We start from the raw sequence: 17,191 nt of genomic DNA, 5'->3' as shown, positions 1-17,191 counted from the left end.
CCGGACACGCGTACCGGGTCCGCAGCCACTCCGGCCGGGCCCGGCTCCGCTCCGTAACCCACTGACTGGAGGTGCGCATGCCGGCCGGGCTGCGCTCATCTGTGGAGGCCATCCCTGGAACGCCGCTGCCACACGGCATCCTGGGCGCCCCCTGCACGACCGTCACCGACATCACCGAGGCCACGCTGCACGAGCTGAACGGCGTGCAGTGGATGGGTCTGGGCTGCTGCCCCGTACGGGACTGGGAAGATCCGTGCGCCACCCTCCCTCCCACCCCGCCGGTGGAGAAGGGCTACTGCCGGCCCGAGACCGAGCACGCCGACCCCATCACCGTCTACGCCGGCGCGGAATGCTCGGCTCTCGGCTGGTCGTACGAGGAAGCTCGCGCCCACGCTGAAGCGTCCCTCCTGCTGGGGGAGCAGCAGGCGTTGGAAGCGGCCTGGTGGCGCACGAAGCTCGCAGTCGAGGCCGTCGACCTCACCCCGGCTGCCGGGCCCGTCCACGTCGCCCAAGGCGTCGCTGCGCTGGAGGCGTGCATGGGGCAGCGCTACGGAGGTCTTGGAACCCTCCACGTCCCCACCGATGTGGCGGCGATCCTCGGCTGCTGCAACGTCCTTCGCGAGGACCCAGCGAGCGGTGCGCTGCGCACCCTCGTCGGGAACTGCGCTGTCCTCGGCGCCGGATACTCCGCCGTAGGCACCGGCCCCGGCAACGTACCGGCCGAACCCGGCACGGCGTGGGTGTACATGACCGGGCCCGTGGAGATCCGCCGAGGTCCAGCCATGGTCATCCCGGACAAGCCCGGCCCCTCCGTTGACTACCGGACCAACGACCGCCGAGTGCTGGCAGAACGAACATTCGTCGTCTCGACAACGTGCACTGTGTGCGCAATCCAGGTGGTGACCACGCCATGACCGACATGATCCGTGTCGAGCCCAGCCAGGGCCGCCGCCAGCCCTTCGCCCAGTGGGCTGTCTCCCAGAACCCCAAGGTGGACACCGTCGGCCCCAACGCGTTCGCCGTGCCGGCCAGCCTCTTCGCGGACGCCCCGGAAGACATCCTGATCGGCGCCCTCGTCGACGGACACCGCTACGTGTCCCCAGACGAGGACGCAGTGCTCGGCAGGCCGGCCCCCGGCGAGCTGCTGGGCGTGGCAACCCCCGAGGGCCTGGCCGGCGAGACCGACCCGGACGAGCGGGACGACTACCCGCCCGGCGTCACCACCCTCGTCGGAGAGTCGGGCCCGGAGACCGTCGTACCACTCGCCTCCGACAGCGACGACCGATCCGACAACGACCGAAGCTACCCGCCTTCCCGAAAGGCCGGGCGGTACCCGTGTGGCCTGTGCGACCGCTCGTTCAGCAGCGAGCGAGGCCGCGCCGCCCACCGCCGCCAGGTCCACAAGGGCTGACGTCGCGCCAGCCACTCCGCCGCGCGCCGCGCGGCTAGACTTCAGGTGATAGCCGCTGGTTGTGGGCCGGGCCTCCGCACGTAGGAGGTCCCGAGGATGCCCCTGATCGCCAACGCGGACGTGATCCGCGTCACCCGTGTCGACTCCTGCGGTCGCCCTGTCTGCGGTGACGATAACGCGTACGTTTTCGATTGCTTCGCCACGCTGAGCATGAACCCCAACGTGGAGGACGGCGAGGACATCGAGTACAAGGCCGCCAACGGGAGGATCTGCGGATTCCGTCGCGGCTGCCCGTCGTTCCGTGGCTTCGACGTCGAGCTGAACTTTTTCGAAGTCGCCCCCGAGTTCATTGAGCTGACGACTGGCTCACCGGTTGTGTTCGACTACGCCGGCAAGCCCATCGGCTACGACGACTGCTCGGTGCAGTGCAACTCTGGCTTCGGTATCGAGCTGTGGGCAGAGGTCCTGGGTGAGGACGTCTGCGACGCCGACGGCACCGGGGACGGCGCCTGGATCTACTTCCTCATGCCGTGGGTCGCCGGCGCCCGCCTCGGAGACATGGAGATCGGCAGCGAAGCGGCTTCGCTGACTCTGTCCGGCGCGACCCGGGCGGGCGGCGGCTGGGGGACTGGCCCGTACGACGTGATGCCCATCGACGCCGCCGGCACGCCGGGCCCGCTGCTCACACCGCTCGGCCCGCAGTGCCACCGCCGGACCTTCGTCACCACCACGCCGCCGCCGGAGGTCACCGCCGGGTACGAGCCGGTGCTCTGCCCCGCCCCGGACCCGGTCCCGTGAAGCAGCCGAACGCCGGCCGGCGGCCGGGGCACAGCCAGGGAGTGCCCCGGCCGCCGGCCTGTTCGCACGGAACGATGGAAGGTTGAGCATGCCGCCCGGACCCTGCGAGCCGTGGCCCTTCCTGCCCGACTGCTGCTCGGCTGCCGCCGGCGCAGACCAGGAAACGATCGACCGGTCGCGGCGGGCCGCGACGAGCGTCCTGTGGGCGCTGTCGGGCCGCCGGTGGGGGCCGTCGTGCCCGTACACCGTCCGCCCGTGCAAGCGGTCCTGCCTCGACACGTACGCGGCCCCGGTGAGCTGGCAGGCCGCGGGGCCGTGGGTGCCGTACATCGGCACCGACGGGCAGTGGCGCAACGCGAGTGTGTGCGGCTGCTCCTCCGGCTGCTCCTGCGGCGAGCTGTGCGAAGTGCGGCTCGAAGGGCCGGTGCACGACGTCGTCGCAGTCGAGGTCGACGGCTTGGTGCTCCCCGACGGCGCGTACCGCGTCGACGACGGGAATCTACTGGTCCGTACGGACGGCGGGTGCTGGCCCGACTGCCAGGACATGGCCGCGCCGTGCGGGGAGCCGGGCACGTGGTGCGTGACCTACCGCGTCGGCGTGCCGCTCGACGACGCCGCCATCGCCGCGCACTCGGCTCTCGTCTGCCACCTGCTGAAGGGGTGTACTGGTGCTGGGTCGTGCGGCTGCAAGGTCCCCCGGAACGCGACGCGGGTGTCCCGGCAGGGCGTAGAGCTGGAGATGGCCGACCCGACCCTGATCTACGAGGGGATGCGCACCGGTATCTCGGAGGTCGACCTGTGGCTGACCGCCGTGAACCCCTACAGGCTCACCTCGCCGTCCCGGGTCTACTCACCCGACATGTGGCGCCCCCGCGCCACAACCTGGCCGTAGGAGGCCCCCTGTGGCGCTACACCCACTCGCCGTACACGAGCTGACGGAAACGGTCCTCGGCTGCGTGTGCGCCGCGCTGGAAGTCACCGCAGCGGAGGTCGAGGGACAGCCCGGCTGTCCCTGCCGCGTGTGCGTCGTCCCGGGCCAGCCCGCGTGGGATTCCTGCGACGACCCCTGCACCGGCGAGACCGGCGGACAGCTGACCGTCCACGTCGCCCGCATCTACCCGTCCACCACGTTCCCTACCGAGGACCGGGAGGTCCGCGGGGTCCGCTCGTGCACCCCGCCCCCGGTGACCGCCGTCGAGCTGGTCGTCACGCTGCTGCGGTGCGCGCCGCTCCCCACTGAAGACGGCTGCCCACCGTCGTGCGACGAGCTCGGTGCAGCGGCCCGCACCCTGCACCTCGACGCGACGACCATCTACAACGCGCTGCTGTGCTGCCTGCCTGGGACCAGCACCCGGCGCCGCGGCCGGCGCTTCGTGCTCGGCGCGCAGCGGACGCTCGGACCCGAAGGCGGGTGCGTCGGCATCGAGCAACGAGCAACGGTTGCCCTCCCAGGATGCGCCCGCTGCCCTGGCGACGAACCGGAGCCGCGGCCATGAGCGTGGAGGTGCGCATCGACCCCGGCCGGATATCCCGCCTGCTGCGGCTGCGCGGGTCCCGTACGGAACGCAAGCTCGCGGAGCGCACCGCGCGCACCGCAGGGTTCGTCGAGGAGGAAGCGCCGGGCTCGATGGGCCGGCATGTGACGTGGAAAGTGGAGCAAGGGCCCGGCGGCCTGCAAGGCGTCATCACCGTGGACCACCCGGCGGTGCGGTACGTCCTGGACGGGACGCGGCCGCACCTGATCCGGCCCCGCCGGGCGAAGGCGCTGCGCTTCGAGGTCGGCGGCCGCGTCACCTACGCGAAGATCGTGCGGCATCCCGGCACCCGCGCGAACCCGTTCCTCCAGCGGGCCCTGCGCCGCGGCCGGTAGGCACCCGTCCCGCAGAGCCCCAGTGCGTGCGGGCGCCGGGATAAGTCAGTCGTCGTCCTCGCCGTACCCGTAGACCGTGTTATGCGTGCCGCAGTTGCGGCACGTCACGTAGGCGTCCGGGTTGTTGCCGTCCTCCCACGGGAGAGTCAGCTCCCCGCCCGACAGGTCCTTCTGGCACGCGATGCACTGGCTCACGATCTGTCCCTTTCGTCTCCGCCTCACGGTAGTGGACCGGTACCTCCGGGCACCGGTTCACGACGCGGCAGGCGGCGGAGTGTCGGGGGCGTCGATGTCGGGGTACAGCTCGCGGTAGGCGTCGAGGTGGTCGACGTAGTGCGCGCGGCCCTCCTCGGAGAGGCGGTAGTGCCGCACAGTGCGGGTGGTGTACGCCGGCGGATCGTACGGCCGCAGATTCCAGTCCCGCACCTCCTGCCGCGCGTGCGTCGTCACCACCGTCAGGTACGGGCGGTTGCCGCGGACGGGCTGGCCGGTGACGAGGTACAGGTGAGCGCTGTTCCGCAGCTCGGCGATCGGTAGCCCCTCCACGCCGGCGGCGGCGACGCGGGCCATTGCCCTCCACATGCCCTCCGACAGCGCCCAGCGCGGCCTACTGGGTCGGAGCGGCGCGATGCCGAGCCCCGCCCGTACAGCAGCCCGACCGGCTCGGGTCATCCAGGCACACAGCGCGCCGCCGACCCACCCGGACTCGATCAGACCCCGGTCCGCGAGCGCAGCCAGCGTCGCCCCGGCCCCGGAGTCGTAGACTCCCCGCGCCCGCAGACTCGCCGCGACGGGCGAGTACACCCCGTTGACGTTGATCCGCCGCCAGACCCTGGCCGGTGTGCTGCTCCACTGGCCCTGTGCGCCGAGCGTGCGCCGCTCCTCCTCCAGGGCCTGGTCGGCGTCGTACAGCACCGTCAGGTAGATCTGCTGGCGATCGTTCAAGTCGTCCCAGGCGTGCCGAGCGTTCACCGCTGCCATACCCGGCACTGTAGGGACGTCCGCCGACCTGGCGCCGCTGATCCCGCCATCTAGGCGGAGTGCGACGGAGCAGCGGCCGGGGACCCGCCGGCCTCCCGCTGCGCCCGCTCGGCCTGGGCCCGCCGGAACCGGCGCTCCGCCCACCGGCGGCGCACGTGCCACCTGCGGGTCGTGTAGGACAGATCGTCCCGGCACGCGTCCAGATACGTCCGGTGCCGGGCCACGAGCTGGGCGTTCCTGTCGTCGAACGGCACCTGGTGGCCGGTGTCTGCCAGGTCGGTAAGCATGGTCACCAGCTCTTCGGCGGCGGCGATCACCGCGACGGTGCCGCACAGTCGCACCTGGTACAGGGCTGCGATCAGCTCGCCGCTGGCGTCCATGGCGTGCCGGAAGTCCACCAGCACGGGGGGAGCGTTGAGGGTCGGCACCCACCAGGGCCGGGCCTGGGCGGCGGCCTGGTGCAGGAGATACCCGGTCTGCCAGACACGCGCGGAGGCGTCGAGCAGCCGCCGGTACGCGGCCGCCCGGTCCTCAGCGCTCCCGGTGCGCGGGACACCGACGGGACGGTACTGGCCGATCCACGCGGCCGTGACGCCGCCCGCGGCCCGGATCCCGGCTGCGGCCACCTGCGGAGAGACAAAGTCCATGGCGCCTTGTACCACGGCAGCGGCAGCCGCGCGGCACCTGAGCGGGCAGCTACGCTCTCTGGTACGCCGCTGGTTGTGGGCCGGGCGTCGCGCTGCACACCAGGGGCTGACACCGTGGCCAAGCTCACCATCGCGCTCAACACCTCGCCTCACGTCGCCGACATCGGAGGCGTGGAACTGCTGTTCCAACCCGAGGTGATCGGCACCGACTTCATCGACGCCTACGCCGACGTCCGCGCGCTGCTCGCCCAGCTCGGCGGGAACGGCCAGACCACCGACCCCGACGAGCTGCGGGCGGCGGACGTCGAGATGCGCCGCTTCCTGGCGCGGCTGATGCTCCCGGAGTCCGCCGAGGTCTTCTTCCGGTGGGAGGTCGTCGCCGCCGGCAAGGTCGTCAGCGTGCACACGTCCCCCGAGGCCGCGAAGGACGCCGCCGCACAGAAGAAGAACGCGACGGTGCGGGACGCCGGGATGAGGCTCCCCATGCGGGCCCTGATCGAGTTGATCGAGTGGGTCCCGGGGCTCTACGGGGGCGGCCGCCCTCCTACGTCGTCCAGCGACTCTGCGACAGCATCGTCGCCGGGTGGGACGCGTGGGACGGGCACCTCGCGCTCCGCGGCGTCGACCCGTACGCGTGGCCGCTGAGGCGACTCCTCAACGCCGCTGAGGCGGCCATGGACCAGGCGGCGGAGGACGACGCCGAGCGGCAGCGCACCCGTGCGAAGCTCTACGCCCCGCCGAAGGGGCAAGGCGCGCGCCACGCTGCGGCGCGCGCGATGCCCGCCCGGCACGACCGGTCATCGGCGCAGGCCCTGATGGCGCAGGTCGCGGCAGAGGACGCCCGGCTCGCAGGGGGTCCCACCAGCTAGTCTGGACGGCGCCGCTGGTTCAGGTCCGGGCAACCCGTTTTCGAGGGGTTGCCCGGTGGCCGACGACGAGGACTACGGCACTGGCCGGATCCGCATCGTCCTGGACGACACGGACGCCGTCGCCGACGCCCGGGACGTCGGGCTGCGCATCCAGCGCGCGCTCGATCGCGCGACCCGCAACCTCGGCACGCAGATCCACCGCAACATCACCCGGGGCCTGCGCGCCGGCATTCAGGTCCGTGTCGTCCCGGACCTGTCCCGGTTCGACCGCGCACTGGTACGGGGACTGCGGCACCTGGACGGGATCAACATCCCGGTCCTGCCGGACCTGTCCCGGTTCGACCGCGCACTGGTACGGGGGCTGCGGGACCTCGACGGGCTGAACGTCCCGATCCTGCCGGACCTGACCCGGTTTGAAGCGGAACTCGCCCGGCAGCTCGCGGACCTGGACGAGGTCCGCATCCCGGTCCTGCCGGACCTCGACCGGTTCGACGCCGCGATCCGCGGCCACCGGCCGCCTGACGTCACCGTCCAGGCGGACGTCGACAGCGACCGCTTCGCGCGGGCCCTGGCCGGGCTGGGGTCGGTCGCCTCCCGGGCGGTCGGCGCGCTGCGGGGTCTGCTGACCCTGGGGGCGGTCGGCATCGTCGCGGCGAGCGCGGCGACCTCGATCGGCGGGCTCGTCGCCGCCCTCGCGCCGGCCGCCGGCATCCTCGCCGCCTACCCGGCGCTGTTCCTCGGCGTCCAGGTGGCGGTCAAGACGCTCACATTGGCGCTCCAGGGCGTCGGCGACGCGTTCACCGCGGCGCTCACCGGCGACGCCGAGGAGTTCGCCGACAGCCTGGAGAGCCTGTCTCCGAAGGCGCAGGCAGCCGCCCGCGAGGTCCGCGCACTGAAGCCCGCGTTCGACGAGCTGCGCGCCAGCGTGCAGGACGCGTTCTTCGCCAAGATCGAAGGGCAGATCACCGCCGTCGCTGCGGCGCTGCGCGGGCCGCTGATGTCGGGCCTGACGGCGATCTCCTCGGCGTGGGGCGGCGCCGCCCGTAACGTCTTGGGGTACCTCCAGGGCGCGCAGGGCGTCAGCAACGTCCGGTCGATCCTCGACGCCACCCGGCTGGGCGTCGTCGGGCTGGCCGACACGACGAACGCCCTCACCGCGGGCGTGCTCCAGATGGCGGCCGCCATCAGCGACGCGTACGGCGCCGAGCTGGGCGAGGGCATCCGGAAGACCGGCCAGGACCTCGGGAAGTTCTTCCAGGACGCTGCGACGTCCGGCGACGCGGTGCGGTGGGTCGATCAGGCCCTGAACACGCTCGCGCAGCTGGGGGACGTCCTCGGCAACATCGGCTCCACAATCCGGGGTGTCTTCGCCGCCGCTGACTCCTCCGGGGCCGGGTTCCTCGGGAACCTCCAGCGGATCACCCAGGCGTTCAACAACTTCGTCAACAGCGCGCAGGGGCAGGAGGCGCTCGGCGGGATCTTCGCCACCGTCGGGGAGATCGCCCAGCAGCTCGGCCCGATCCTGGCCGCCTTGGTCGCGCAGGTCGGCGCCATCGCGCCGGCCATCGCCCCGATCTTCACCGCGCTGGGCCCGGCGCTGGTCTCGCTGATCAACGCGCTCGGTCCGGCCGTGGCGGCGCTGGCCCCGAGCCTCCAAGTCATCGGCCAGGCCCTGGCGCAGGCCCTGTCGATCCTCGGCCCGGCCCTGGCCCCGGTCGGCGCCGCGATCGGCTCCGTCCTCCAGGCGCTCGCGCCCGTGCTGCCGCTCGCCGCGCAGTTCGCGGCGCTGATCGCGTCCGTGTTGGCGCCGGCGCTCCAGTCGCTCGCCGCGCTGCTCGGGCCGATCGTCTCCGCCCTGTCGGCCGCGCTCCTGCCCGTTCTGCCGCAGATCACCGCGGCGTTCACGCAGCTGCTGTCCGCGCTCACTCCGCTCGCGGCCGGCGTCGGCCAGGCGGTGGGGCAGATGTTCGCCGCCATGGCGCCCCTGGTCGCCGCCCTCGCTGGCGTCCTGGCGCAGCTCGTCGCCGCACTGGCCCCGGTGATCAGCGCGTTCGTCGCGGCGCTGCTGCCCGCGCTGCCCCCGCTCGTTGACGCGTTCTCCGCGGTCGTGCAGGCGGTCCTGCCGCTCCTGCCCGCGATCGCCCAGCTCGCGCAGGCCGTGGCGCCGCTGCTTGTCCAGGTGGCGCAACTGGCCGCCCCGGTGCTGAAGATGGCGGCCGCGTTCGCGAGCTGGGCCGTAATCAACACGGTGGTGCCCGTCCTGTCCGCGGTCGTCTCCGCGATGACGGGGCTGATCAGCGGCCTCGCCGGGGCCATCACGTTCGTCACCGACCTGCCCGCAACCGTCACGTCCGCTCTGTCGTCGCTCGGGTCGACGATCAGCGGGTTCTTCTCCGGGTTGGTCGGCTCCATCGGGTCGGCCCTGTCCTCCGGGGCGGGCGCCGTCGGCCAGTTCTTCTCGGGCCTGCTCGACTCCGCCGGGTCGGCGCTGTCGTCCGGGGTGGACTCCGTCGTCGGGTTCTTCACTGCGCTGCCCGGCCGCATCCTCTCCGCTCTGTCGGCCGGGCTGAGCGCGGTCGTCGGGTTCTTCACCGCGCTGCCCGGTCGGATCATGGCCGCCTTGGCGGCTCTCCCGGGACTCCTCCTCGATCTGTTCGTGGCGGCCGCGGCCGGCGTCGGTATCGCGCTGCTTACCGCGCTGGCCGCGATCATCTACGCGTTCACCGAGCTGCCCGGCCGGATCGGCGCCGCGCTGACCAGCCTCGGCGTGACCATCCTCACCGCGCTCCAGAGCGCGTTCGTCTCGGCCCGTACAGCCGTGTTCACCTTCATCGCGGAGGCGGTCGCGTACTTCACCGCGCTGCCCGGCCGGATCGGCTCCGCGCTGACCGGCTTCGCCGTCACCATCCTCACCGCGTTTCAGAGCGCGTTCGTCTCGGCCCGTACAGCCGTGTTCACCTTCATCGCGGAGGCGGTCGCGTACTTCACCGCGCTGCCCGGCCGGATCGGCGCCGCCCTGGCGGGACTCGGAAGCAGCATGCTGGCCGCGTTCCAGCGGGCCTACACCTCCGCCCGCGCCGCGACGTTCTCGTTCATCGCCCAGGCCGTGGCCTGGTTCACGGCGCTGCCGGGCCGGATCGGCGCCGCGCTGGCCGCGCTCCCCGGCCGGATCACCGGCCTGTTCCGGTCCGCCGGGTCGCAGGCGCTCGGCGCGGCCCGCTCGTTCGGGTCGTCCGTGATCGGGTTCTTCGCCAGCCTGCCGGGCAGGGCCGGCTCCGCCCTGTCGTCGATCGGGTCGCGGATCGCCGGCGCTTTCCGCAGCGCCTACGGATCAGCCCGCAGCGCGGTGAGCGGACTCATCAACTCCATCGTCGGCATGTTCTCGGGACTCCCCGGCCGCATCGTGTCGTCCCTCGGCGACATCGGAAGCCGGATCGTGAGCCGGATCAAGTCCGGGCTGCCGGCGTCCGTGCGGGAGCTGCTGCCGTTCGCGGACGGCGGCATCGTCACCCGGGCGACGCCGGCGCTGATCGGTGAGGCCGGCCCGGAGGTCGTCATCCCGCTCACCCGGCCACAGCGGGCCCGCGAGCTGGCCGAGCAGTCCGGGCTCCTCGACATCCTCGCCGGCGCCGCGAAGAAGACCTCGGGTCCGGGTGGGCAGTCGAAGGCCGGCGCGACGCAGCAGACGTTCAACTTCACGATCAACGAGGCTGGGGACGGGCACATGACGGCGACGCGGATCATGAACCGGGTAGCACTCGCGGCGGTGGTCTGACGTGTTCACCGATTTCATGGCGCTCGGCGAGGTCGAGCTGTACAACTCGGCGCGGCTCGCCGCCTACCTGGAGTCGGTGGGCTCGCCGCTCGACACGACGGGCGGCGTGTGCGGCTGCGACACGCTCACTGCCGACATGGTCGGTGACCTGCCCTACACGACGCCGGCCGAGGACGGCGCGCCGTGGTACGACCCGAATGTGGCGTCTTCCGCCGAGTTCGCCGGGCTGCTCGTGCTGTCCGTCGACGGGATGGACGACCACCCGGTCGAGCGGACGGTGACCCGGTCCGTCACCGGTGGCGCAGCGACCGGCACCGGCCGGGTGCTGCCGCGCACCATCACCGTCACAGCCGTCCTGCTCGGCGCGTCCTGCTGCGGGGTCTCCTACGGCCTGCGCTGGCTCGCCCAGGCTCTCCGAGGCCGCACGGGCTCCGGGTGCGGCGGGGACAGCCTGACCGTCTACGACTGCTGCCCCGGGAACGCCGTGACGCCGGAGGAGTTCGCGGCGCGGCACCGGCGCACGCTGCGCCGGGTGTCGCTCACCAGCGGGCCACAGGTCATCGCCCGGACCGGCACCGGCTGTGCCAGCGGCGGTTGCCGGTCCGGGGCGGACATCCTCACCGTCGAGTGGGTGATGACCGCAGCGACGCCGTGGCTCTGGACGGACCCGCAACCGGTGCTCGACGTCCTGGTGCCCAACGACAACGGCGTGGGCTGCATCACGTGGTGCCTGCATGGTGAAGGCGCCCGGCAGCGGTCCTTTTGCATCCCGCTCCACACGACGCCGTGTGTAGTGGGCGACGGGTCGGTGCAGGTCGCGTTCACCGACCAACCATGCGCGGTGGCGTGGCCGGACACGAACGTACCGCTCGCGCCGTGCGACCGGGCATGCCGCCTCGCCCCGTGCCCGGATCCGGCCACCCTGTGTGGCGATCCGTCCTGCCGCACCCCGACGTCGCCTGTCGCACCGGCCGCCGCATCGACGTGCTTCTGCCGAGCCGTGGCGGTGAACGAGGCGTTCTACGACCTGGACCTGACAGGCAGACCGGCGGCGTTCGGCGCCGCCCCCCTGATCACAGTGGAAGCGGGGAGCGCGCCGCTGCGCCGCGTGACCGTCACCCTCTACGAGCGGCGCCCGGAGCACGAGGGGATGTCGTGCGAGGAGATAGCCGAACTGGAGCGCTGCGACCCGCACAGCGTGTTCGAGATCGGCTATGTGCCCGCCGGCGGCGTGCTCACCCTCGATGGGCAAACCGGCCGGGCGACGGTGGAGTGCGTCGGCGTGCGGGAGGGCTCCGCGAACGCCTACGGGCGCGATGGGGGGCCGCTGAGCTTCCCCCTGCTGGACAGCGACCGGTACTGCGTGCAGATCGCCGCCGACGCCATCGCCACACCGGCCCCGGACGCAAGCGTCGCCATCGCCCTGTCCGGCCACGACTACTGACAGGAGATCTGGACATGGCAGTCGGGTGCGGGCGCCACAGCGCCGCCATATACGACCGGGACGGCGCGCTCGTCGCGACCGCCGACGAACTCGTGGAAGTGGAGTGGACGCGGGTCCTGGACGACGTGTCCTCGGCGCGGATCGTCGTGCGGCCGGACGGTGACTGCTGCGCCGCGTTCGCCCGCGTCCGATCCTGGCGGCATCGGCTGGTCATCTGGCGGGACGGGCGCCTGGTCTGGGAGGGGCCGGTGCTGCTGCCGATGTGGTCGACGGACGGTGTGGAGGTACACGCCGTGGACATCCTCGCGTGGCTCGACCGCCGCGTCCCCCACCGCGACCAGACCTTCATCCAGAAGGACCTTACGGACATCGCGGCGTGGCTGATCCAGGACGGCTTCGAGCCGGACGACCCAGGCCACAGCGTCGACATCCTCGCGCCGTCACGAGTGTGGGGCGACCGCGAGTATCTGCGGGACGTCGGGCAGACCGGGGAGCACCTGCGGGACCTGGCCGACACCGGCCTGGACTTCACGGCCGTCGGGTCGCGCATCGTCCTCATGCCGGAGGACCACTGCGCCCGGGTCGGCGCGCTCACGGACGCCGACTTCCCCGACGGGCTGACCGTCGCGGAGGACGGCGGAGCTCTCGCCACGAGGTGGGTGGTACACGGCCACGACGACGTGAAGGGAGAGGCCGGCGGCCCGGACCCTTACTACGGGCTCCTGGAACGGTCGATCGAGGAGACGTCGATCCTCGACCACGCATCGGCGGCGGCCGCCGCTCGCTCCCGGCACGGCGGCACCGTCCCGGCGCCCGTGTTCATCGACAGTCAGAACGCGACGCTCGCGTCGGACGCCGCGGTCGACGTGCCGTCGCTCGTGCCCGGCTGGTGCGTCGACGTGACGACGACCGCGACCTGTCGGACGATCACGCAGGCGCTGAAGATCATCGGCGTCAAGGTCGTGGAGAACGGCGAGCGGGAGTCGGTCGGCGTGCAGCTCGCTCCGGGTGGTGTGTCCTGATGGCCGTGCGCGGGACTCCGATGCGCCGCTCCCCGGACGGCCCGCTTCCCGGGGTCCTGCGGGACCTCAAGCGCCAGAGCAGCAAGGCCGCGGCCGCACGGCGGGTGCCGGGCCCGCCGGGCCCCGAGGGCCCGCCCGGCCCGCCCGGCCCGACTCCGGCTGCCGGCATCGTCACGACGGGCGCCGACGGGCGGGCGGAGTGGCGCTTCCCCAGCGACGGGGGAGCCCCAGTCATCGCCGCCACGCCGGTCCAGCCGTCGGGCCTGGACGCCCCGGTGTATGTGCTGCTGGAGACGGTAAAGCCGGGCGTGGTCACGGTGCGGGCCTGGGAGGACCGGCCGGGAGCTACGCCCGGCGCCCGCGCCGCCCGACCTGTCCCGGGCGTGACGGTGCACCTGACGGCCATCCCGGCCAGCCCCGTACCCTAGGGCTGCTGCCGCTGGTTGTGGGCCGGGCCGACATCCCCCTCAGCGAGGTGTGCCTCATGGCCAACGCGTGCGTCTGCGGCGAGTACTTCCAGGTCAGTGACACCGGGGAGCTGTGCCTCCGCCCAGGCCGGCAGGGCCTGCGTGACGTCATCGTCTACGACACTGTGGGAAGCCACCAGTTCCAAAAAAGCAACTACCCGTGGCTCGCGCGCGTCCGCGTCCAGGTGCAGGGCGGCGGGGGCGGTTCGGCCGGAGCGTTGGCGGCCGCGGGTGAACTGGTCGCACGCCCCGGCGGGGGTGGGGGCGGCTGGTCCATGTCGGTGATCTCCGCCTTGCTCCTCGGCACGGTCGAGACCGTCGTAGTCGGCGCCGGGGGCGTCGCCGGCACGACGAACGGCACAGGTGGCGCCGGCGGCAACTCGTCTTTCGGCGGCCTGGTCGTCGCCCAGGGCGGTCCCGGGTCGCCCGCAGCCATGGCCAGTGGCACGGGCCCCGAGGCCACCGGCGGCATCGCGGGGGCGAACCCGGGCACCGGACTGGTCGCGCTGGGGGGTGGCGCGAGCAACGGCGCGATCCGCTTGTCCCAGTTCCAGGCGCTGGCTGGCGCGGGCGGCGAATCGCGACTGGGTCACGGCGGCCTCGCCAGGCACACCCCCGGCCCCGGCACCGCACCGCAGGGCTACGGCAGCGGCGCCGGGGGCTCCCTCTCCGCAGCCAACACGGCCCAGCCCGGCGGCGCCGGCGCACGCGGCGTCGTCATCGTCGAGCTGTACGGCTGATCAAGAGTGGTGCCGCCGCCCCACCGGCTCCTCACACCGCGAGTGGACCCGCGCCGCCGTCTAGACTCCCTGTAGCTGCTGGTTGTGGGCCGAGCGTTCTCGTCGAAGCGGAGATGAGACGACGTGGCCCGAGCCCACACTGGCGGGGATGCCCGCCAGATGCCGACCCGGCGGGGCGCCCAGTGAACAGCGTCGCGCCTGCGTCTGCGGCCCTGATCGACCGGCCCCTGATCTACTACAGCCCCCACCAGGACGACGAGACGCTGTGGGCCGGCCAGATACTGGCCCATCACAGGCTGGTCGGACGACCCGTCATTGCGGTCCTCGCCACCGACGGGTCGACGTCAACGATCCGCAGCGCCCTCAACGGCGAGGAGAACAACGGTTGGTGGCGCGGCTGGCACACGCCGGCCCGTGACCGCACGCCGTACATGTCGCCTGAGGACTTCGCCGCAGCGCGGGACAGGGAGATGCTGCGCGCGTGTGCCCAGCTCGACATCGCCCCGGAGTTCGTTCACCTGCGCCACGGCGAGCGCCGCCCGTACATCAGCCTTGACGAGGCCGAGGCGTTGGTCCTGGCCTATGAGGCGGCCTACCCGGGTGCCGGGCACTGGACGACGTGGTGGGGGGACACCGACCCAACCCACGCCACCCTCGGCACCGCCGTGCGCAACCTGCGCCGCGCCGGGAAGATCACCGACGCCCGATGGGTGGTGCGCCGGGCTCAGGCCAGCAGCGCCCCTGGGGCCGTGCACTACGACGCCGGCACGCACGCCGAGCAGTGCCGCCGGATGGCGTGGCGGGCGTGTCTCGCCTACGGCGCGTGGGCGCCTCCGGAGGCGTACGCCATCGGAATGCACTCCGTTCCGAGCGAGTTCGAGTGGGCCATGTCCGGCGCCCCGAACGTCGTTGTCCGTACCTACTGAAGGGACAGCCGATGCCTGCACCCCAGCACCCGAGTGTCACCAGCCTGTTGCGCTACTTCACCTACGAACACCTCCCGCCGCGGCTGCGCGACGTGTCCCGACGCTTCCACTCCCTGGCGCACGCCCTGGCCGACGACGAGCAGCTGCACGGCCCCGAGCTGGCGGTGGCCCTCCGCAAGCTCTTGGAGGCGAAGGACGCGGCCGTGCGGGCGGCGCTCGACCCGGCCGGCGAGGAGTAGGCCGTGGCCTGGTACCCCGCTGCCACAAAACTGGAGCTCCAGCCGGAATCGGACGGACAGCCCGCCATCCGGCCGACCCAGTTCATCCTGCACAGCGTCGCGGCCCCGTGGACGGCACGCCGCATGTACGAGTACTGGCGGGACGCTGTCGCACTCGAAAGCCATTTCGGGCTCGGCTTCGAGGGCGACTTGGCCCAGTACATCGGCACCGAGACGCGCGCCGACGCGAACTACCGGGCGAACCGGCGGCCGGACGGCACGGGTGCGGTGTCGATCGAGACGGCGTCGAACAAGCAGCACACCGACCCGTGGACGGACCAGCAGATCGAGCAGCTGATCCGGGTCGGGGTGTGGCTGCACCAGCGGCACGGCATCCCGCTGCGGAAATGCCGCACCGCCGACGACCCCGGATACGGCTACCACCGGCTCCACGCCGCCTGGTCGTCGGGCGGCACCGCTTGCCCGGGTGACGCCCGCGTGAAGCAGTTCGAAAAGGTCGTGTTCCCGCAGATCGTCGCGCGGGCCAAGGGCCAGACCACACCACCACCGAAGGAGGAAGACATGCCGCTCAGCGACGCCGACATCGAGCGCGTGGCCAAGCAGACCGCCCTGGCGACCCTCGGCTACCGCAACGAGGTCATGAACGCTCGGAGCTTGGAAGAGACCGGCCGGCCCATCCCCGACGTCTACGCCATGCAGTCGCGCACCTACGAGGGCATGCAGGCGATGCGCACGCAGCTCGCCGCGCAGTCCGCAGCGATCCAGTCCCTGGCCGCGCAGCTCGGCGACAACGCCGACACGGACACCGTCGTCGCCGCTGTCGAGCGCGCCATCCGCGACGCCGTCGTCCACGTCAGCGTCGACGTCACCGGCCCCACCAAGGAAGCGTGATCACGTGAGGATCTTCGGACGAGAGCCGGTCGTCATCCTGGCCCTGGTCTCCATCCTGCTGAAGCTCGGCGCCGCCTACGGCCTCGACGTGTCCGCCGACCAGCAGGGCAGCATCATGGCCGTCCTGTCGTGCCTCGTGGCGGCCGCCACCGCGGTCGTGCTGAAGACGGGCGCGGTGTACGCAGCCCTCGTGAATGTCGGGCAGGCGGTGCTCTGGCTCGTCATGGCCTTCGGCATGAGGATGCCCGCCGAGACGCAGGCGCTGTGGATGCTCGCGATCGAAGGTGCGCTCGCGCTCCTGGTCCGCCGTGACGTCGAGGCGCCCGTGCCCCTGACCCGTATCGAGATGAAGAGCCCGGTGGCGCCCCAGCGGCCTCACGGGATCTGACCGGAGTGCTCACGTGCCCGACGACCCCAGCGTCGGTGAACTCGGGCGCATGGTAGACGCCATGCGCGCGGAGTTCCGCGACGGCATGGCCGCCATCAACAGCCGCCTCGACCGGCTCGTGTCGGTCGAGGTGTACTCCCTGCAATCCGCGCACACGGACCAGCGGATCACGGCTCAGTCCCAGGACATCCAGAAGCTCCGCGACGCGTACGACGCCCTGGAGGAGAGCTTCCACGCGTACCAACGTGACGAGCGGGACCGGCGCGAGCGCGACCGCCAGGCGCGCCTGTACCAGCTCATCGTTCCCGGCCTCCTGGCTCTGCTGGCCACGGCGGTCTCGATCTGGTCGGTGGTGTCATGAGCAGCACCCGAGCACGGCACACACTGCGGTGGCTGCCCCGGGCCGAGTGGCTCGGTGTCCTGACCGCTCTCCTGCTGCTGGCCTTCCTGGCCTGGCTGGCCGTCCAGGTCGTCACGCTCACCCACGACCTGCGGGCATCGACCGCGGCGCGGGACGCCTTGGCCCGACAGGTGGAAGACCTCGGCGGCACACCAGTCGCCGGGGAGCCTGGCGCACCGGGTGACGCCGGTCCGTCGGGGGCGCCCGGCCGGCCGGGGGAACCGGGCCCGACCGGTCCGGTGGGGCCTCCCGGCCCCAGCGGGCCGCCCGGCCCGCCGGGAGCGCCGGGGAAGTCGGGTACGCCGGGTGCGCCGGGGGCTGCC

The 17,191-nt window shown here is 72.4% G+C and carries 20 protein-coding genes; 17 read left to right on the top strand and 3 right to left on the bottom strand.

The annotated features are described in order from the left end of the window. Window positions 1-77: 77 nt before the first annotated feature. The 6 genes from LPA54_RS21130 to LPA54_RS21105 all read left to right on the top strand — a co-directional run bounded on the left by LPA54_RS21130 (window position 78) and on the right by LPA54_RS21105 (window position 4,079). On the top strand, window positions 78-914 hold the full coding sequence (locus LPA54_RS21130) for a cupin (protein WP_228980135.1): 837 nt from the start codon (window positions 78-80) through the stop codon (window positions 912-914). Further along, window positions 911-1,411, top strand: coding sequence for a hypothetical protein (locus tag LPA54_RS21125; RefSeq protein WP_228980132.1), 501 nt, complete (start codon window positions 911-913; stop codon window positions 1,409-1,411). The genes LPA54_RS21130 and LPA54_RS21125 overlap by 4 nt, the downstream gene beginning before the upstream one ends. A 96-nt stretch (window positions 1,412-1,507) precedes the next feature. Continuing rightward, window positions 1,508-2,209, top strand: coding sequence for a hypothetical protein (locus LPA54_RS21120; RefSeq protein WP_228980130.1), 702 nt, complete (start codon window positions 1,508-1,510; stop codon window positions 2,207-2,209). A gap of 88 nt (window positions 2,210-2,297) precedes the next feature. Beyond that, the gene (locus tag LPA54_RS21115) at window positions 2,298-3,101 is read left to right on the top strand and encodes a hypothetical protein (RefSeq protein ID WP_228980128.1); all 804 of its coding nucleotides are present in this window, start codon (window positions 2,298-2,300) and stop codon (window positions 3,099-3,101) included. A 10-nt stretch (window positions 3,102-3,111) separates the two neighbouring features. Continuing rightward, window positions 3,112-3,705 carry a hypothetical protein gene (locus LPA54_RS21110; RefSeq protein WP_228980126.1) on the top strand — a complete coding sequence of 198 codons (594 nt, stop codon included), beginning with the start codon at window positions 3,112-3,114 and terminating at the stop codon, window positions 3,703-3,705. Further along, complete coding sequence (locus LPA54_RS21105; RefSeq protein WP_228980121.1) at window positions 3,702-4,079, top strand: hypothetical protein; 378 nt, start codon at window positions 3,702-3,704, stop codon at window positions 4,077-4,079. The genes LPA54_RS21110 and LPA54_RS21105 overlap by 4 nt, the downstream gene beginning before the upstream one ends. 45 nt (window positions 4,080-4,124) lie before the next feature. Here LPA54_RS21105 and LPA54_RS21100 read toward each other — a convergent pair whose 3' ends face one another. The 3 genes from LPA54_RS21100 to LPA54_RS21090 are packed head-to-tail and all read right to left on the bottom strand — an operon-like array spanning window position 4,125 to window position 5,707. Beyond that, the gene (locus LPA54_RS21100) at window positions 4,125-4,274 is read right to left on the bottom strand and encodes a hypothetical protein (protein WP_228980119.1); all 150 of its coding nucleotides are present in this window, start codon (window positions 4,272-4,274) and stop codon (window positions 4,125-4,127) included. A gap of 57 nt (window positions 4,275-4,331) precedes the next feature. Continuing rightward, window positions 4,332-5,060: a hypothetical protein gene (locus LPA54_RS21095; protein WP_228980118.1), complete on the bottom strand. Its 729-nt coding sequence runs from the start codon at window positions 5,058-5,060 to the stop codon at window positions 4,332-4,334. 50 nt (window positions 5,061-5,110) lie between these two features. Next, a complete protein-coding gene (locus tag LPA54_RS21090) occupies window positions 5,111-5,707 on the bottom strand; it encodes a hypothetical protein (RefSeq protein ID WP_228980116.1) in 597 nt (198 codons plus the stop codon). 114 nt (window positions 5,708-5,821) lie between these two features. Between LPA54_RS21090 and LPA54_RS21085 the strand changes: the two genes are divergently transcribed. From LPA54_RS21085 to LPA54_RS21035, 11 genes are all read left to right on the top strand, one after another. Next, on the top strand, window positions 5,822-6,352 hold the full coding sequence (locus LPA54_RS21085; RefSeq protein WP_228980114.1) for a hypothetical protein: 531 nt from the start codon (window positions 5,822-5,824) through the stop codon (window positions 6,350-6,352). A 279-nt stretch (window positions 6,353-6,631) separates the two neighbouring features. Then, window positions 6,632-10,351 carry a hypothetical protein gene (locus tag LPA54_RS21080; RefSeq protein ID WP_228980112.1) on the top strand — a complete coding sequence of 1,240 codons (3,720 nt, stop codon included), beginning with the start codon at window positions 6,632-6,634 and terminating at the stop codon, window positions 10,349-10,351. A gap of 1 nt (window position 10,352) precedes the next feature. Next, complete coding sequence (locus LPA54_RS21075; RefSeq protein ID WP_228980110.1) at window positions 10,353-11,795, top strand: hypothetical protein; 1,443 nt, start codon at window positions 10,353-10,355, stop codon at window positions 11,793-11,795. A 14-nt stretch (window positions 11,796-11,809) separates the two neighbouring features. Continuing rightward, window positions 11,810-12,817: a hypothetical protein gene (locus LPA54_RS21070; RefSeq protein WP_228980109.1), complete on the top strand. Its 1,008-nt coding sequence runs from the start codon at window positions 11,810-11,812 to the stop codon at window positions 12,815-12,817. 5 nt (window positions 12,818-12,822) lie between these two features. Then, window positions 12,823-13,245: a hypothetical protein gene (locus LPA54_RS21065; RefSeq protein WP_228980107.1), complete on the top strand. Its 423-nt coding sequence runs from the start codon at window positions 12,823-12,825 to the stop codon at window positions 13,243-13,245. Window positions 13,246-13,301: 56 nt separating this feature from the next. Continuing rightward, complete coding sequence (locus tag LPA54_RS21060; RefSeq protein WP_228980106.1) at window positions 13,302-14,024, top strand: hypothetical protein; 723 nt, start codon at window positions 13,302-13,304, stop codon at window positions 14,022-14,024. Window positions 14,025-14,206: 182 nt separating this feature from the next. Continuing rightward, window positions 14,207-14,950, top strand: coding sequence for a PIG-L family deacetylase (locus LPA54_RS21055; protein WP_228980103.1), 744 nt, complete (start codon window positions 14,207-14,209; stop codon window positions 14,948-14,950). A gap of 11 nt (window positions 14,951-14,961) precedes the next feature. Then, window positions 14,962-15,189 carry a hypothetical protein gene (locus tag LPA54_RS21050; RefSeq protein WP_228980101.1) on the top strand — a complete coding sequence of 76 codons (228 nt, stop codon included), beginning with the start codon at window positions 14,962-14,964 and terminating at the stop codon, window positions 15,187-15,189. Window positions 15,190-15,192: 3 nt separating this feature from the next. Next, the gene (locus tag LPA54_RS21045) at window positions 15,193-16,080 is read left to right on the top strand and encodes an N-acetylmuramoyl-L-alanine amidase (RefSeq protein WP_228980099.1); all 888 of its coding nucleotides are present in this window, start codon (window positions 15,193-15,195) and stop codon (window positions 16,078-16,080) included. Between the two features lie 4 nt (window positions 16,081-16,084). Then, entirely contained in the window at window positions 16,085-16,468 is a 384-nt protein-coding gene (locus tag LPA54_RS21040; RefSeq protein ID WP_228980097.1) for a hypothetical protein, read from the top strand. Window positions 16,469-16,517: 49 nt separating this feature from the next. After that, window positions 16,518-16,829, top strand: a complete 312-nt coding sequence (locus LPA54_RS21035) for a hypothetical protein (RefSeq protein ID WP_228980095.1) — start codon at window positions 16,518-16,520, stop codon at window positions 16,827-16,829. Window positions 16,830-17,191: the final 362 nt, after the last annotated feature.

Origin of the sequence: Streptomyces sp. DH12, from assembly GCF_020873895.1 — a bacterium.
In the GTDB taxonomy this organism is placed as follows: domain Bacteria; phylum Actinomycetota; class Actinomycetes; order Streptomycetales; family Streptomycetaceae; genus Streptomyces.
This window is presented reverse-complemented; position numbering and strand designations above follow the sequence as displayed.

Bases quoted from the DNA above. Each gene is read 5' to 3' on its own strand.
- LPA54_RS21130 (WP_228980135.1), top strand. From the start codon at position 78: ATGCCGGCCGGGCTGCGCTCATCTGTGGAGGCCATCCCTGGAACGCCG.
- LPA54_RS21125 (WP_228980132.1), top strand. From the start codon at position 911: ATGACCGACATGATCCGTGTCGAGCCCAGCCAGGGCCGCCGCCAGCCC.
- LPA54_RS21120 (WP_228980130.1), top strand. From the start codon at position 1,508: ATGCCCCTGATCGCCAACGCGGACGTGATCCGCGTCACCCGTGTCGAC.
- LPA54_RS21115 (WP_228980128.1), top strand. From the start codon at position 2,298: ATGCCGCCCGGACCCTGCGAGCCGTGGCCCTTCCTGCCCGACTGCTGC.
- LPA54_RS21105 (WP_228980121.1), top strand. From the start codon at position 3,702: ATGAGCGTGGAGGTGCGCATCGACCCCGGCCGGATATCCCGCCTGCTG.
- LPA54_RS21095 (WP_228980118.1), bottom strand. From the start codon at position 5,060: ATGGCAGCGGTGAACGCTCGGCACGCCTGGGACGACTTGAACGATCGC.
- LPA54_RS21090 (WP_228980116.1), bottom strand. From the start codon at position 5,707: ATGGACTTTGTCTCTCCGCAGGTGGCCGCAGCCGGGATCCGGGCCGCG.
- LPA54_RS21070 (WP_228980109.1), top strand. From the start codon at position 11,810: ATGGCAGTCGGGTGCGGGCGCCACAGCGCCGCCATATACGACCGGGAC.
- LPA54_RS21060 (WP_228980106.1), top strand. From the start codon at position 13,302: ATGGCCAACGCGTGCGTCTGCGGCGAGTACTTCCAGGTCAGTGACACC.
- LPA54_RS21050 (WP_228980101.1), top strand. From the start codon at position 14,962: ATGCCTGCACCCCAGCACCCGAGTGTCACCAGCCTGTTGCGCTACTTC.
- LPA54_RS21035 (WP_228980095.1), top strand. From the start codon at position 16,518: ATGGTAGACGCCATGCGCGCGGAGTTCCGCGACGGCATGGCCGCCATC.